The sequence below is a fragment of the Thiosulfatimonas sediminis genome (genome assembly GCF_011398355.1).
Lineage (GTDB): Bacteria > Pseudomonadota > Gammaproteobacteria > Thiomicrospirales > Thiomicrospiraceae > Thiomicrorhabdus > Thiomicrorhabdus sediminis_A.
Map to the genome: position 1 here is coordinate 1190034 of NZ_AP021889.1, position 13986 is coordinate 1204019.

The window sequence follows — 13986 nt, forward strand, 5'->3', positions numbered from 1 at the left end:
TTCTCCGCCTAAATGGCTTGTTGAAGGTACAAAAACGGCTGTCATAAACAGCCGTTGGACGTGCAATTATCCTTTAGAAATCGGCTTGTATTTGATGCGATGCGGTTGCGCTGCATCAGCCCCTTTACGGCGTTTTAGGTCCGCTTCGTAATCCGAGAAGTTACCCTCAAACCACTCAACATGCGAATCACCTTCAAAGGCAAGCATATGTGTGGCAATTCGGTCTAGGAACCAGCGATCGTGGGAGATGACGACTGCACAACCAGCAAATTCAAGCAGGGCTTCTTCAAGCGCGCGCAAAGTTTCAACGTCAAGATCGTTGGTCGGTTCATCCAGTAATAATACATTGCCGCCAGTGCGCAAGGTTTTGGCAAGATGAACACGATTGCGTTCACCTCCCGATAACTGGCCAATTTTCTTCTGTTGGTCGCCGCCACGGAAGTTAAAACGTGAGCAGTAAGCGCGTGAGTTGACTTCGATATTACCAACCATGAAGACTTCATCACCTTCGGAAATTTCTTCCCAGACGGTTTTTTTATCATCTAACGCATCACGGCTTTGGTCAACATAGGAAAGTTGTACCGTGTCGCCAAAGACCACTGAGCCAGAAGTGGGTTGTTCTTGGCCTGTCAGCATTTTAAACAGCGTAGATTTACCGGCACCGTTGGCACCGATAATACCGACGATACCCCCTTGCGGTAGGCGGAAAGAGAGATTGTCAATCAGTAGACGGTCGCCAAAAGATTTTGACATATTGGTGACTTCGATCACTTTTTCACCCAATCGTTCTGCCACCGGAATGAAAATTTCATTGGTTTCATTACGCTTTTGGTGTTCTTGCGAGCTGAGTTCTTCAAAACGCGCCAAGCGCGCTTTAGATTTGGCGTGGCGGCCTTTAACGCCTTGACGAACCCATTCTAATTCGCTTTTGATGGTTTTCATCCGTGCAGCTTCAGATTTCGCTTCACGTTCCAAGCGTTTTTCTTTCTGCTCTAGCCAGCTTGAGTAGTTGCCTTCATAAGGAATCCCTTCGCCACGATCTAACTCAAGAATCCATTCTGCCGCATTGTCTAGGAAGTAACGGTCATGCGTGATAGCCACTACCGTGCCAGGAAACTCAAGTAAAAAGCGCTCTAACCACGCAATCGACTCGGCATCCAAATGGTTGGTCGGCTCGTCCAATAACAGCATGTCGGGTTTATCTAACAGTAGTTTACAAAGCGCAACGCGGCGCTTTTCGCCACCAGAAAGCTTGGATACATCGGCATCCCAAGCAGGTAAGCGCAGTGCATCGGCCGCGATTTCTAGGTTGCGGTCAAGATTGTGGCCGTCTTTGGCTTGGATTAAGTCTTCAATTTCGCCCTGCTTTTTGGCAAGGGCGTCAAAATCGGCATCTGGCTCTGCATAAGCGGCGTAGACGGCATCGAGTTCTGCCAAGGCATTTTTGACATCAAGCACGGCCTCTTCGATGTTACCGCGTACGTCTTTGCTTTCGTCTAGTTGCGGTTCTTGCGGTAGATAGCCAACTTTAATCCCTGGTTGTGGGCGCGCTTCGCCAACGATGTCGGTATCAATGCCGGCCATAATGCGTAGAAGAGTGGATTTACCGGAACCGTTTAAGCCTAAAACGCCAATCTTTGCACCCGGAAAAAACGATAGGGAAATGTCTTTTAAAATGTGTCGGTTCGGTGGGACAACCTTGCCCACACGGTTCATGGTATACACAAATTGTGCCATGGAAAATCCTTAAGTTGAATAACGTACAGTGAGTAAATCGTTGCGCAAGTTTACCGAGAATCGAAAAGCAGTTAAAGCTTCTTGTTTTGGCTTTTTGGCAGAATCGCCAAATTTTGTGCGTTAAATTTGCGGCCTAGTGCAAAAAAAGGGTAAAATTTGCGCTTTGAAAATCGTGGGTTCGTGCTACGTTGCCACGGATTCGATCTACTTTTAAATGGAGTGTTAACCATGTTTACTAAATCCATGACCATTGCTGGCTATGATGATTTGATTGCCGATGCGATTAAAAATGAAGAGAACCGTCAGGAGTCTCACATCGAACTAATCGCTTCTGAAAACTACACCAGCCCTCGTGTAATGGAAGCGCAAGGTTCCTATTTCACCAATAAGTATGCTGAAGGTTATCCCGGCAAACGTTATTACGGTGGTTGTGAGTTTGCAGACATTGTTGAACAGGCCGCGATTGATCGTGCAAAAGAACTATTTGGCGCAGATTACGCTAACGTACAGCCTCATTCTGGCTCGCAAGCAAATGCAGCGGTTTACATGGCATTATGTGAGCCGGCTGATACTGTTTTAGGAATGAGTTTGGCGCATGGTGGTCACTTGACGCACGGTTCGCACGTTAGCTTCTCGGGTAAAATCTATAACGCTGTACAGTACGGTATTGATCCTGTGAGTGGTCAAATTGACTACGATGAAGTTCAAAAACTGGCGGATGAGCATAAGCCTAAAATGATTATCGCCGGTTTCTCTGCGTATTCACAAGTTATTGATTGGTCTAAATTCCGTGCTATCGCCGATTCGGTTGGTGCTTACCTGTTTGTCGATATGGCGCACGTTGCCGGTCTTATTGCTGGTGGTGAATATCCTAACCCAGTTCCGTTTGCCGATGTGGTCACCACGACGACACATAAAACTTTGCGTGGTCCTCGCGGTGGTTTGATTTTGGCGAAAGCGAATCCTGAGATTGAGAAGAAATTAAATTCAGCCATTTTCCCTGGCGGTCAAGGCGGTCCTTTGGTTCACGTGATGGCGGCGAAAGCGGTTGCTTTTAAAGAGTGTCTTGAACCTTCATGGAAAGAGTACTGTGTTAACGTCATTAAAAACGCCAAAGCGATGGCTGAAGTGTTTAAGGCGCGTGGTTGCGATGTGGTTTCTGGTGGGACAGAAAACCACCTTTTCTTGGTCAGTTTGATTGAAAAAGGGTTGACTGGTAAGTTGGTTGATGCCGCTTTGGATGCAGCGCACATCACGATCAACAAAAACTCGGTGCCTAATGATCCGATGTCGCCGTTCGTGACTTCCGGTATTCGTGTTGGTACGGCAGCCGCAACCACTCGCGGCTTTGATGTGGCCGATTGTACAAACTTGGCAACTTGGATGTGTGATGTGATTGACGCTTGTGATCAAGAAAACAATACGTGGGATGAGGTTGTTGTCAGCCGCGTACGCGAGAAAGTTTCTGCTTTGTGCGCGAAAAAACCAGTCTACAAGTAAGGTTTATAGCGCTTGCTGCGACGCCTATGTGACAAAAGGTTCACATGTTTAGCAGTGATGTGATATAAATTCTGCCTACAGAGAAAACCACCAAATCTGGTGGTTTTTTCACATCTAAGCACAATATAAATAAGCATTTGCTTAAGGGTATGAAAGTCGCTCTGAATAAACTTTGGCGAACGCCGTGCATAATCGAGTTTTTGTATCGCAAACGGCATTTGGCTTTTTGAATATTACGATTCAATAGACAAGGGCACAGTGTCCATTTATATTGCGCTTGGGAAAACCCTAATTGATTAATGTTGAGAGATGCCTATGCACTGTCCATTTTGTAATGCGCCTGATACCAAAGTGGTTGACTCGCGTTTGGCAACCGAAGGTGTGCAAGTGCGTAGACGGCGCGAGTGCTTGCAATGCGGCGAGCGTTTCACCACTTATGAATCAGCCGAGTTGTCCTTGCCGCGTGTTATTAAAAGCGACGGTAATCGAGAACGCTTTAATGAAGAAAAAATTCGCAGTGGTTTGATTAAGGCTTTGGAAAAGCGCCCGGTGAAAAGCGAGGCGATTGATAAGGTTGTGAATCGCATTATGAAGCAAGCGATGACTGAGGGTGTGCGCGAGTTGCCATCCAGTACGATTGGCGAATGGTTGATGAATGAATTAAGCTCTTTAGATCAAGTCGCTTATGTGCGTTTTGCTTCAGTGTATCGTTCTTTTCAAGATGTGAATGCTTTTCGTGAAGAGATTGAGCGTTTAATGGTCACGACAACCGCTAAATCTTAGGGTAAAGGAACGAAGGTGACTGTAACCGAGCAAGATAAGATTTTCATGCAACAGGCGCTGGATTTGGCGTTAAAAGGGCGTTATTCGACTAAGCCTAATCCGGCGGTTGGTTGTGTTTTGGTGCGCGACCATGTCGTCCTTGCTGAAGGTTGGCATCAAAAGGCCGGGCAGCCACATGCTGAACGTGTTGCTTTGGCGAATGCCGCCGCGCAAGGGGTTGATGTAAAAGGGGCAACCGCTTATGTCACGCTTGAGCCCTGTTCGCACCATGGGCGCACACCGCCTTGTGCTGACGGTCTAATCGAGGCGAAAGTCTCCCGTGTGGTGATCGGTATGCTCGATCCTAATCCATTGGTGGCAGGCCAAGGTGTGCAACGCTTAGAGGCTGCTGGAATTGAGGTGCTGGTTGGGGTCTTAGCTGAGCAAGCTGAAGCCTTAAATTGTGGGTTTTTGCAACGGATGCGTGATGGCTTGCCATATGTGCGCGTCAAAATCGCAGCCAGTTTGGATGGTCGTACTGCGATGGCAGACGGCACCAGTCAATGGATAACCGGTGCTCAAGCGCGTTTGGAAGTCCATAAAATGCGTGCTCAAGCCGGTGCGGTGATTATTGGAATCGGCACGGTGTTGATGGATGATCCAAGCATGACGGTGCGTTTGACTACACAACAATTGAACGAACTCGGCTTAAGTTCGGAAGGGGTACATCCTTTACGAGTCGTGCTTGATCCGCATTTGAGTATGCCGTTACAGGCTAAAATGCTGCAATTGCCTGGGCGTACAATTTTGATGACCAGTAAAGAATCGGTAGAAAGTAATCCGGCGATGGTTGAGCAGCTTTTAGCACAGCGTGCCGAGATTGTGGCGGTTGCGGCTCAGGATGATCGCTTGGATATAGAATCGATCTTGCACTATCTGGCGGATGAAGAGCAGATTAACGATGTTATGGTGGAAACCGGCGCGGTGGCTGCGGGTGCTTTTGTCGAATCAGGTTATGTAAATGAGATTCACGCTTTCATTGCACCGCTGTTGATGGGGCATCAAGCGCGTCCGATGTTTGAGTTGCCGAGCGTTCAGCAGATGGCGGATAAATTGTCATTTACAATTCAGCAAATGGATAAGTTAGGTGACGATATTCGTTTGATTTTGACGGCTAAAAAAACGATTCGGTCAGACAATCATTTACCCAGCGATTGACGTATTGAATGAGGCGCGGCAAGGCGCTAATTATCGGTGTTTTTGTAATGCATCGTCACCTTGCTTTGTGCCCCAAGTCATTTGGATTTTTTGGATGTTTTCCTAAAAACTAATTAAAACAATAAGACAGAGAAAAACAAAAGTATGTTTACAGGAATCATTGCTGCTGAGGGGAGTATCAGCAAAATCGAGCCGCGTAACGGCGATTGGAAAGTCACCATTCATACCGGAAAACTGGATATGAGTGATGTAGCCTTGGGGGATTCGATTGCCGCCAACGGTATCTGTTTGACGGCAATTGAATTTGGTCGTGATTACTATGTGGCTGATGTCTCTGGTGAAACTTTAAGTGTGACCACGGCGGCTGAATGGCAAAGTGGGACTCCAGTCAACTTAGAGAAGGCGTTGCGCTTGCAAGATCGTCTTGGTGGGCATTTGGTGTCCGGTCATGTTGATGGTGTTGGAAGAGTGAAATCCATCGCGCAAGACGCACGTTCTTGGCGTTATCAAATTGAAGCGCCGCTGGGTATCTGTAAATACATTGCCGCCAAAGGTTCTATTTGTATTAATGGAATTAGCTTGACGGTCAATAAAGTCGAAGGTTGTGTGTTTGACGTTAATATTGTGCCGCACACGCGTCAAGAAACCACGATTAAGCATTTCCAAGTCGGTACGAAAGTGAACCTCGAAGTTGATCTTTTAGCACGTTACCTTGAGCGGATGTTGCACGCTCCGAGCCAAGAGCAACCAACAACTAATATTACCGAACAATTTTTAGCAGAAAACGGATTTAAATAAGATGCCATTAAACACCATTGAAGAACTGATTGAAGATTATAAACAAGGCAAAATGGTCATCCTGATGGATGATGAAGATCGCGAAAACGAAGGTGATTTATTGGTCTCAGCGCAAACCGTTACGCCAGAGGACATTAACTTTATGGCGCGTTACGGGCGTGGGTTAATCTGTTTGACCATGACGCGCGACCGTTGCAATCAATTGCATTTACCGCTGATGGTGCATAACAACACCGATCCGCACGGGACTAATTTCACCGTTTCAATTGAAGCGGCGCAAGGGGTGACCACGGGTATCTCTGCAGCCGATCGTGCGGTGACTGTGCGCACGGCGGTAAAAGCAGGCGCGGGTCCGCAAGATATTGTTACGCCAGGGCATATTTTTCCGTTAATGGCTCAGCCTGGAGGTGTTCTAACACGTGCAGGGCATACTGAAGCCGGTTGTGATTTAGCGCGTTTATCGGGTTTTGAGCCGGCCTCGGTGATTGTCGAAATTATGAATGAAGATGGTTCGATGGCGCGTCGTGATGATTTAGAAGCTTATGCAGCTGAGCATCAGTTGAAAATTGGTACTATTGCCGATTTGATTCAGTATCGTCTAAAAAACGAAAAAACCATTGAACGTGTTTCGGAATGTAAATTGCCGACTCAATACGGCGAGTTTCGCTTGATTGGTTATCAGGATATTCTTGACCAAAAAGCGCATTTTGCATTGGTCTACGGCAAGGTCGATACCGATGCGCCGGTGGCAGTGCGCGTGCATATGCTGGATACCTTGTGTGATGTGTTCGGTTCGCAACGTCCAGAATGCGGTTGGAGTTTGCAAGCCGCGATGCAGCAAATTGTTGCGGAAGGCGCAGGGGCGATTATTGTGTTGCGTAAACATGAAGATGCCACCGAACTCTTAGATAAGATTCAGCATTATCAAATGAAAGATTTGGGGGTGAAGATTCCAGAAAGCAGTCATCCAGACGATACCAAAACTTACGGTTTAGGTGCGCAAATTATTGCAGATTTAGGAATGCGTAAACTGAATGTCATCGGCTCAGCAATGAAGATGACTGCGTTAAGCGGCTTTGGTTTAGAAGTTTGTCAAGTGCTTGAGAAAAAAGGTTAAACCTTTAGCGACCATTTACCCAGCTTTTGTGGCAAAATAAGCGGCTGCTATTCAGCGTCGTTTAAATAGCGCAACTATCAAAAACAAAAAACAAAAAATAAGAGGCTCAGGAAAACATGAAAATGATTGAAGGGAACCTATCTGCACAAGATATGAAAATCGGTTTTGTGGTGACACGTTGGAACAGTTTTATCGTTGATCACTTGGTAAAAGGTTCAGTTGAAACCATCGAACGTCACGGTGGTTCTGCAGAGAATATTACTCAGGTTATGGTTCCTGGTGCTTTTGAAGTGCCTTTGGCGGTTGAAAAAATGGCGGCTTCGGGAAAATACGATGCGATTGTGGCTCTGGGTGCGGTCATTCAAGGTGGTACGCCACATTTTGATTTTGTTGCTGGTGAAGCGGTAAAAGGTATCAGTCAAGTCATGTTGAAACACGGCGTGCCGGTAGCGTTTGGAATCTTAACGGTCAATTCGATTGAGCAAGCGATTGAGCGTTCTGGTACTAAGATGGGGAACAAGGGTGAAGAAGCCACTCTTGCTGCCATTGAAATGGTTAATGTATTGAAGCAAATTTAATGAATATTAGTGACTCTATTCTGCCTGGACAAGGCGTTGAAATCGAAGAAAATGAAGCGCCGCTTAGTCCTCGTAGCCAAGCGCGTCGTGCAGCGATGCAAGCACTTTACCAATGGCAGATGACCAATACCGAAGTGTTGAAAATCATGCAACAGTTCAGTGAAGACGGCTATCTTGAAAAAGTTGATTTTGACTTTTTTAAAGATCTACTGTATTCCATCACTGGTGATGCTGAAGAGCTGGATGCGTTGTTTGCCGAGTTTATTGATCGTGATTTAAAACGTTTAGATCCAGTGGAGCGTGCGATATTACGTATCGGTGTTTATGAATTGCGCTCGAAAATCGAAATTCCGTATCGAGTGGTGATTAACGAAGCGGTTGAGTTGGCTAAGCGTTTTGGTGCGGATGAAGGTCACAAGTTTGTTAATGGTGTACTTGATAAGGTGGCGAAACAGCTGCGTGAGCTTGAAGTTTCTGTGCAAGCGTAATGTAAACCGCTCTAATTGAGTATTATTGATAAGCCCTCGCAAGAGGGTTTTTCTGTTTTTGGGTGTGTGGATGGAATTTGATTTAATTAACTGTTATTTCGCGCCTTTGGGTTTGTCGCAGAGTTCAGAACAAGCGGCACTGGATGGAACGGATATCGGCATTGGTGATGATGGTGCTGTGTTGAGCGTGCCAGCTGGTAAGCAGTTGGTGGTCGTAACAGACACTTTAGTCAGCGGGGTGCATTTTCCGGAAAATACTTGTGCTTATGATGTTGCTTGGAAAGCATTGGCGGTTAATTTAAGTGATTTGGCTGCTATGGCAGCGACCCCTTTTGCTTATTCGTTGGGTTTGAGTCTGCCGACAGAGTGTGCAACGAATCAAGATTGGATGGCTGATTTCGCCCTTGGTTTTGCCGATTTAGTGGCTTCTACAGGCTTGTCTATTGCTTTGATCGGGGGTGATACCACGCGTTCTAAGGTTTTAACGCTTACTGTCAGTGCCAAAGGATGGGTTGATTACGGTCAGGCGATATTACGCAGTGGTGCTCAGGAGGGCGATTATATTGTGGTGAGTGGTGTTTTGGGTGAGGGTGCATTGGGTCTTCAAGTCGCGTTACATCAAATTCCGATGGGTTTATCTGCCCAGCAGAAACAAGCTGCACTGGATTATCTAAATCGTCCACAACCGCAATTGCTTTTGGGGGAATTGTTGTCAGGGGTTGCGCACAGTGCCATAGATATTTCGGATGGTCTTTTGCAAGATCTTGGGCATATTCTGAAGAGTTCCAACAAAAAGCAGCGTTTATTGGGTGAGACAAAAGTGTTGGGCGCGCACATTGAGTTGGATAGGTTGCCGCTTTCCGCTGGTATGCAGGCGCTATTTGCAGAGAATGAAAATTGGGCATGGCCTTTGAGTGGTGGTGATGATTATCAGCTTTGTTTTACGATTAGTGCGGAAGCTTTAGCGCCATTATTGGCTGTGGCGCAGCAGAATACCATTCCGTTAAGCGTGATTGGTCAGATAAACGATCGAGGTAAGATAGAGGCGAGTTTGCGTGGTCAACCATTCGCGTTGGATGCGATGCTCGCTGGTTTTCAGCACTTTTAGTCGCCAATTTTGTGATTGAGTCGCGTAGACAATAATCCCACCGTAAGGTGGGATTATTCAGGAGTGTGTTGCTCGTGGTGCGTGTTTACCGTGCGGTTTTTTCGCGACGACTGCGCACCCCTTGTGCCAGCATATTAAGTAATTCAAGGCTGGTATCCCAGTCAATACAGGCGTCAGTAATACTCTGGCCGTAATTGAGTTGCTTGCCTGGGTGGACGTCTTGACGGCCGCCAACCAAGTGGCTCTCAACCATGGCGCCCATAATTTCAGGATTGCCATTTTCCAACTGTTCTTGAATGGATTTTGCGACAATCATTTGGCGGTTATGGTCTTTCTGACTGTTGGCGTGGCTACAGTCAATCATCAGCTTGCTTTGTACATTGGCATCTTTTAGCTGTTTGACCGCTTCGGCGACAAACGGCGCTTCGTAGTTCGGGCCATCGTTGCCACCGCGCAGAATCACGTGACAGTCGTGGTTGCCATTGGTTTCAAAAATGGCGGAGTGGCCATCTTTTGTGAGTGACATGAAAATATGTGGATTATTCGCGGCACGAATGGCGTCAACAGCAATGCGGAAACTGCCATCGGTACCATTTTTAAAGCCGACCGGGCAAGATAGGCCAGATGCCAGTTCACGGTGACCTTGGCTTTCGGTGGTGCGAGCGCCAATCGCTCCCCATGAAATTAGGTCGGAGATATATTGTGGAGAAATCAGGTCTAAGAACTCAGTCGCTGCTGGCACGCCTAGGTTGTTGATGTCGCACAGAAGTTTTCGCGCTAATCCTAAGCCTTTGTTGATTTCAAAAGACTCGTCCAGATTTGGGTCGTTAATTAGACCTTTCCAGCCAACGGTAGTGCGTGGTTTTTCAAAATACACGCGCATCACTATCAGTAAATCTTCTTTATGTGTTTCGATTTGCCCTTTGAGTTGCGCGGCGTAATCACGCGCAGCCGCAGGGTCGTGAATCGAGCATGGGCCTATGATTACCAGTAGACGATCATCACGACCAGCAAGAATGTTATGAATTTGCTGACGCGTATCATAGACGGTGCTTGAAGCGAAATCGCTCATCGGGTAGAGTTCATGTAACTCGCGCGGCGAACGCACTTCGGTGATGTTTTTGATACGTAAATCGTCAGTCTGATACTTGCTCATTGTGTACTTCTTTTAGTGGTGTAATCGGCTGGTTTAGCGATTGATCGACTGGATAAAATCGCTGAAAAACCTGAAAAACAATTAAGCCGCTTATTATGCCATTAACCACCCCGTTTGGGGAGGGAATCCGTAAAACTTTACCGCCAAAGGTTGCCGTTGTGGTCTGTTTGGATGAATTAAAAAGAGGGTGTTTTCAATCTGTCTTATTAAGATTGCTTATTGTTGTAATAGATAAAAATAATCGGCCCAGACTCTCGGATTTCACTGGGGATAGTGTTAAAATCCCCGACAATTTTAGAAAATGCTTATGGGCAGCGTCGAGTGCATTGTAAATATATCATTCAAGGAATGACCGAAGATGGTCGTAAATTCCGACCTAGTGACTGGATTGACAGAATATCATCCATGGGGGCCAGTTTTGGCGATTCGCACCGTTTGGTGTATTCCGATTTGCTTCATCCAGAACTTTTCGAAGGCCAGAAATGTTTGATGATTGACACTGAATTGGAGATAAAAAACCCAAACATGTTTAGTTATGTGATGAATTTTGTCAAGAGCAATGGTTTGGTGATGTTGCAGGTGTGTCAGAACGATGAGGGTGTATGGTCCACCATAAGCTCGAAAGATAAAGATGCTGATAAATAAGCGATCTTTTCTACTTTAAAACCGGCTTAATGCCGGTTTTTTAATTTTAAGGCGTTGCAGCAAAGTTATGGTTGATTTCAGCGCGGCGTTCGCTATTTTTTCAGGTTCAGAGATGAGAGCAAGTAATCGCTTCGCTCAGGTTAATCCTTCCTTTTAGAATTTGCTCTTAGCAATTACGTGATGCGTTGAGCGGGGGTGTTCTAGGCGCCAAGAAGTAGTAGCAACAGTATTTAGGGGTTTCTTAAAGGATTTCGCTTCCAAAAAAGAGGGTCACTAATCCGCCGAGCGCCAGATATGGGCCAAATGCAAATGGGGCGTCATGCGGACGGATTTTAAGCAGTGCAAGGCTTAATCCAATAAGGATGCTGCTGAGTGCGGCAATAAAGATGATTTGCGCAATCGCGAGAGCGCCAAACCAAGCCCCGAGTGCGGCAAGCATTTTGAAATCACCATAACCCATGCCTTCTTTGCCGGTCAGTAGACGGAAGCTATGGAATACGCTCCATAATAATAGATAGCCCAAAGCAGCGCCCCATACCGCTAATTCTAAAGTGGTGAACATGCTTTGGGTATTGAGAAGTAAGCCAATCCAAAGTAGCGGAAAACTTAGGTTGTCCAAAATGAGTTGGTGTTCTATGTCGATTACCGTGATGGCGATAAGTAGCCAGCAAAATATAAGTGCTGCGAACCCTTCTAAGCTAAATCCAAAATACAGCAGCGTTGTCGCGGTCAAAATGGCTGAGGCAAGTTCAATCAGTGGGTAGCGTTTGGATATTGGTGTGTGGCAGTGGTGGCATTTCCCTTTGCTGTAGAGCCAGCTAAATAATGGAATTAAGCGGTACCATGGCAATTCGGTATGGCAGTTTGGGCAGCGCGACCGGCCAGTGCTAATGATGCGGTAGTGCGCAGTGTTTTCGTCTTCAGCAAACAGGCTTAGCGGCATGCGCCAAGTAAGCATGCTTAGGAAACTGCCGATAATCAGTCCGAGGATAATGCCGAACAGGGCGCTAAGGATCGGGGGTAAAGTGAGTAATGGAGTGCTAAATTCAGCCGGCATTTTCGGAGTCCGTGCAAATCTAAAGATTAAAAGATTTGCTCATGCTAAGAGTAAGGTTGTGAAAGGTCAAGTTTTGCCGCTTGCAAAGCTGGTGTAAGCGACAAAGCATTGAGCGGGTCGGGGACACTGTATCAATTGAATCAGATTGACGCCGAATTGGCATTTTGTCGTTCTGTGTTTTGCTGTGGCTAATCGGATTTAATTGCGCTTTTTTAGTTTTCGGTGTAGATAACGCAATTGCGTTCATTTTCCCAGACGGTGATGCTGTGCATTTGTACGGTCTGTGAGCCAATTCGTGCAGCAATTTGCTGATACAGGTAAGCGGCAATATTTTCAGCGGTTGGGTTTGTGCTTGCAAAGTGTGGGTGGTCGTTCAAATAGGTGTGGTCAAGTTCCTTAATCACTTCTTTTGCGTGACGTTTAATCTCTTTAAAATCAACAACCATGCCAATTTCATTCAGTTTCGAGCCGACAATTTGTACTTCAATTTTCCAGTTGTGGCCATGAAGTTTGGCGCAGTCGCCTGGGTAGCCGCGTAGCGTGTGCGCCGCTGCGAAATCCAGCATCGTTTTTAGAACAAATTGTTGTGCCATGCAAGTCTTCTCAAAAAATAGTTAAGCCTTTAATTATATCCGATTTGAGATGTAAAAATAAAGCTAAGTCTCTGAAATTCTGTCTCTTTTTTCCTTTGTTCGGCACTGTGTCAATTAATATTTACGCAGTGCAATGTAATCGGTTAATTGCCATAAAAACTCATTTTCGAAGGGCAGTCTTTGTAAGGCTTTTTTAGCCTCGATAATCAGATTGTCGCGATAGGTTTTGGCTTTTTCTAAACCAAGTAATTTTGGGTAGGTGGATTTGTCGGCACTTTCATCTGAGCCTTGTGGTTTACCAAGGGTTTCGGTGTCGCTTTCGATGTCTAAAATATCGTCATGCACTTGAAATGCCAAGCCAAGTGAACGCGCATAATGGCTTAAATCGGCTTTGATTTCGTTATAAGCGGGGTGTTGGCAACCCGCCATGAGTAATGCGGCTTCAAAAAGTGCGCCTGTTTTTAGTTGGTGCATATTTTCAAGTTTGGTCTGCTCAGGTAAGCAGCCAGCTGAGTCGATGTCAATTTGTTGTCCGCCAATCATGCCGCAGGCACCGGCGGCTTTGCTCAGGATGCGAATCATTTCGATTTTGTCGTCTGCGCTGAGGGGTTCTGCATTGCTGAGAATTTCAAATGCTAGGGTTTGCTGAGCGTCACCGACAAGGATGGCGGTTGCTTCGTCAAACTGAATGTGTGTGGTTGCTTTGCCTCGTCTTAAGTCGTCATCATCCATTGCTGGCAAATCATCATGTACGAGCGAATAACAATGGATTAGTTCAATCGCGGCAGCGGGTGCGTCCAAATTTTCGGAAGGGATTTTTAGTGCTTCTCCGCAGGCATACAGTAACGCGGGACGGATTCTTTTGCCTTGTTCCAAAGTCGCATACTCCAAGGCTTGTTGTAGTTTTTCTGGACAAGCCTGATGTTTCAGTTGCTGTAAATGGATGCATAGCACCTGATTAATTCGGTGTTGATATTGACTAAGTTGCTTCTGCAAAATGATTTCCTGAATCTGGAGTTTACTAAGGAAGACGAGAATAAGTCAGCAAGGGTTTGGTTGTCTTTTTTTGCCAAATACTTGATATGGCGGCAGTCCGTTATCTTGACGTAGTCACTGCCTTCCTCTTGATTGAGATTACGTGAACTTATTCTGTGCTTGCGTATGGCAGGCATTGTAAATAAAGGTGTGGCACTTGCCAAATAAATAGCGCTACAAAAAAGACATTTTCG

Annotated in this window: 14 protein-coding genes; 9 read left to right on the forward strand and 5 right to left on the reverse strand. The window is 46.1% G+C overall.

Features of this window, described 5'->3' with window-relative positions; all coding sequences use genetic code 11:
• Positions 1 to 66: 66 nt before the first annotated feature.
• Positions 67 to 1737 (reverse strand): energy-dependent translational throttle protein EttA, encoded by a 1671-nt coding sequence (gene ettA / locus HRR27_RS05415; RefSeq protein ID WP_173271630.1) that lies wholly within the window; start codon positions 1735 to 1737, stop codon positions 67 to 69.
• Between the two features lie 228 nt (positions 1738 to 1965).
• Between ettA and glyA the strand changes: the two genes are divergently transcribed.
• The 8 genes from glyA (at position 1966) to thiL (ending at position 9306) form a co-directional block, all read left to right on the forward strand.
• Complete coding sequence (glyA, locus tag HRR27_RS05420) at positions 1966 to 3237, forward strand: serine hydroxymethyltransferase (protein ID WP_173271632.1); 1272 nt, start codon at positions 1966 to 1968, stop codon at positions 3235 to 3237.
• A 315-nt stretch (positions 3238 to 3552) separates the two neighbouring features.
• Positions 3553 to 4020, forward strand: a complete 468-nt coding sequence (nrdR, locus tag HRR27_RS05425) for a transcriptional regulator NrdR (protein ID WP_173271635.1) — start codon at positions 3553 to 3555, stop codon at positions 4018 to 4020.
• Between the two features lie 15 nt (positions 4021 to 4035).
• Positions 4036 to 5217, forward strand: a complete 1182-nt coding sequence (ribD, locus tag HRR27_RS05430) for a bifunctional diaminohydroxyphosphoribosylaminopyrimidine deaminase/5-amino-6-(5-phosphoribosylamino)uracil reductase RibD (protein ID WP_243830889.1) — start codon at positions 4036 to 4038, stop codon at positions 5215 to 5217.
• 144 nt (positions 5218 to 5361) lie between these two features.
• Complete coding sequence (locus HRR27_RS05435) at positions 5362 to 6015, forward strand: riboflavin synthase (RefSeq protein ID WP_173271637.1); 654 nt, start codon at positions 5362 to 5364, stop codon at positions 6013 to 6015.
• Between the two features lies 1 nt (position 6016).
• On the forward strand, positions 6017 to 7132 hold the full coding sequence (gene ribBA, locus HRR27_RS05440; RefSeq protein WP_173271640.1) for a bifunctional 3,4-dihydroxy-2-butanone-4-phosphate synthase/GTP cyclohydrolase II: 1116 nt from the start codon (positions 6017 to 6019) through the stop codon (positions 7130 to 7132).
• Positions 7133 to 7248: 116 nt separating this feature from the next.
• Positions 7249 to 7710, forward strand: coding sequence for a 6,7-dimethyl-8-ribityllumazine synthase (gene ribH, locus HRR27_RS05445; RefSeq protein ID WP_173271642.1), 462 nt, complete (start codon positions 7249 to 7251; stop codon positions 7708 to 7710).
• On the forward strand, positions 7710 to 8198 hold the full coding sequence (gene nusB / locus HRR27_RS05450; RefSeq protein ID WP_173271644.1) for a transcription antitermination factor NusB: 489 nt from the start codon (positions 7710 to 7712) through the stop codon (positions 8196 to 8198). The genes ribH and nusB overlap by 1 nt, the downstream gene beginning before the upstream one ends.
• Positions 8199 to 8268: 70 nt before the next feature.
• Positions 8269 to 9306 carry a thiamine-phosphate kinase gene (gene thiL / locus HRR27_RS05455; RefSeq protein WP_173271647.1) on the forward strand — a complete coding sequence of 346 codons (1038 nt, stop codon included), beginning with the start codon at positions 8269 to 8271 and terminating at the stop codon, positions 9304 to 9306.
• Between the two features lie 85 nt (positions 9307 to 9391).
• On the opposite strand, the gene HRR27_RS05460 is transcribed toward thiL, so the two are convergent.
• Positions 9392 to 10462, reverse strand: coding sequence for a 3-deoxy-7-phosphoheptulonate synthase (locus HRR27_RS05460; protein ID WP_173271650.1), 1071 nt, complete (start codon positions 10460 to 10462; stop codon positions 9392 to 9394).
• Positions 10463 to 10735: 273 nt separating this feature from the next.
• Here HRR27_RS05460 and HRR27_RS05465 point away from each other — a divergent pair, with 273 nt between their 5' ends.
• A complete protein-coding gene (locus tag HRR27_RS05465; RefSeq protein WP_243830890.1) occupies positions 10736 to 11107 on the forward strand; it encodes a DUF3579 domain-containing protein in 372 nt (123 codons plus the stop codon).
• A 241-nt stretch (positions 11108 to 11348) separates the two neighbouring features.
• Here the strand turns inward: HRR27_RS05465 and HRR27_RS05470 are convergent, their stop codons facing one another.
• The 3 genes from HRR27_RS05470 to HRR27_RS05480 all read right to left on the reverse strand — a co-directional run bounded on the left by HRR27_RS05470 (position 11349) and on the right by HRR27_RS05480 (position 13753).
• Positions 11349 to 12164: a prepilin peptidase gene (locus tag HRR27_RS05470; protein ID WP_173271652.1), complete on the reverse strand. Its 816-nt coding sequence runs from the start codon at positions 12162 to 12164 to the stop codon at positions 11349 to 11351.
• Between the two features lie 212 nt (positions 12165 to 12376).
• Complete coding sequence (gene queD / locus HRR27_RS05475; protein ID WP_173271654.1) at positions 12377 to 12757, reverse strand: 6-carboxytetrahydropterin synthase QueD; 381 nt, start codon at positions 12755 to 12757, stop codon at positions 12377 to 12379.
• A 114-nt stretch (positions 12758 to 12871) separates the two neighbouring features.
• Positions 12872 to 13753 carry a polyprenyl synthetase family protein gene (locus tag HRR27_RS05480; protein ID WP_173271656.1) on the reverse strand — a complete coding sequence of 294 codons (882 nt, stop codon included), beginning with the start codon at positions 13751 to 13753 and terminating at the stop codon, positions 12872 to 12874.
• Positions 13754 to 13986 lie beyond the last annotated feature (233 nt).

What these genes read in the sequence shown, in the direction of transcription:
- ettA (WP_173271630.1), bottom strand. Translation starts at nt 1,737, where the DNA reads ATGGCACAATTTGTGTATACCATGAACCGTGTGGGCAAGGTTGTCCCA.
- glyA (WP_173271632.1), top strand. Translation starts at nt 1,966, where the DNA reads ATGTTTACTAAATCCATGACCATTGCTGGCTATGATGATTTGATTGCC.
- nrdR (WP_173271635.1), top strand. Translation starts at nt 3,553, where the DNA reads ATGCACTGTCCATTTTGTAATGCGCCTGATACCAAAGTGGTTGACTCG.
- HRR27_RS05435 (WP_173271637.1), top strand. Translation starts at nt 5,362, where the DNA reads ATGTTTACAGGAATCATTGCTGCTGAGGGGAGTATCAGCAAAATCGAG.
- ribBA (WP_173271640.1), top strand. Translation starts at nt 6,017, where the DNA reads ATGCCATTAAACACCATTGAAGAACTGATTGAAGATTATAAACAAGGC.
- ribH (WP_173271642.1), top strand. Translation starts at nt 7,249, where the DNA reads ATGAAAATGATTGAAGGGAACCTATCTGCACAAGATATGAAAATCGGT.
- nusB (WP_173271644.1), top strand. Translation starts at nt 7,710, where the DNA reads ATGAATATTAGTGACTCTATTCTGCCTGGACAAGGCGTTGAAATCGAA.
- thiL (WP_173271647.1), top strand. Translation starts at nt 8,269, where the DNA reads ATGGAATTTGATTTAATTAACTGTTATTTCGCGCCTTTGGGTTTGTCG.
- HRR27_RS05460 (WP_173271650.1), bottom strand. Translation starts at nt 10,462, where the DNA reads ATGAGCAAGTATCAGACTGACGATTTACGTATCAAAAACATCACCGAA.
- HRR27_RS05470 (WP_173271652.1), bottom strand. Translation starts at nt 12,164, where the DNA reads ATGCCGGCTGAATTTAGCACTCCATTACTCACTTTACCCCCGATCCTT.
- queD (WP_173271654.1), bottom strand. Translation starts at nt 12,757, where the DNA reads ATGGCACAACAATTTGTTCTAAAAACGATGCTGGATTTCGCAGCGGCG.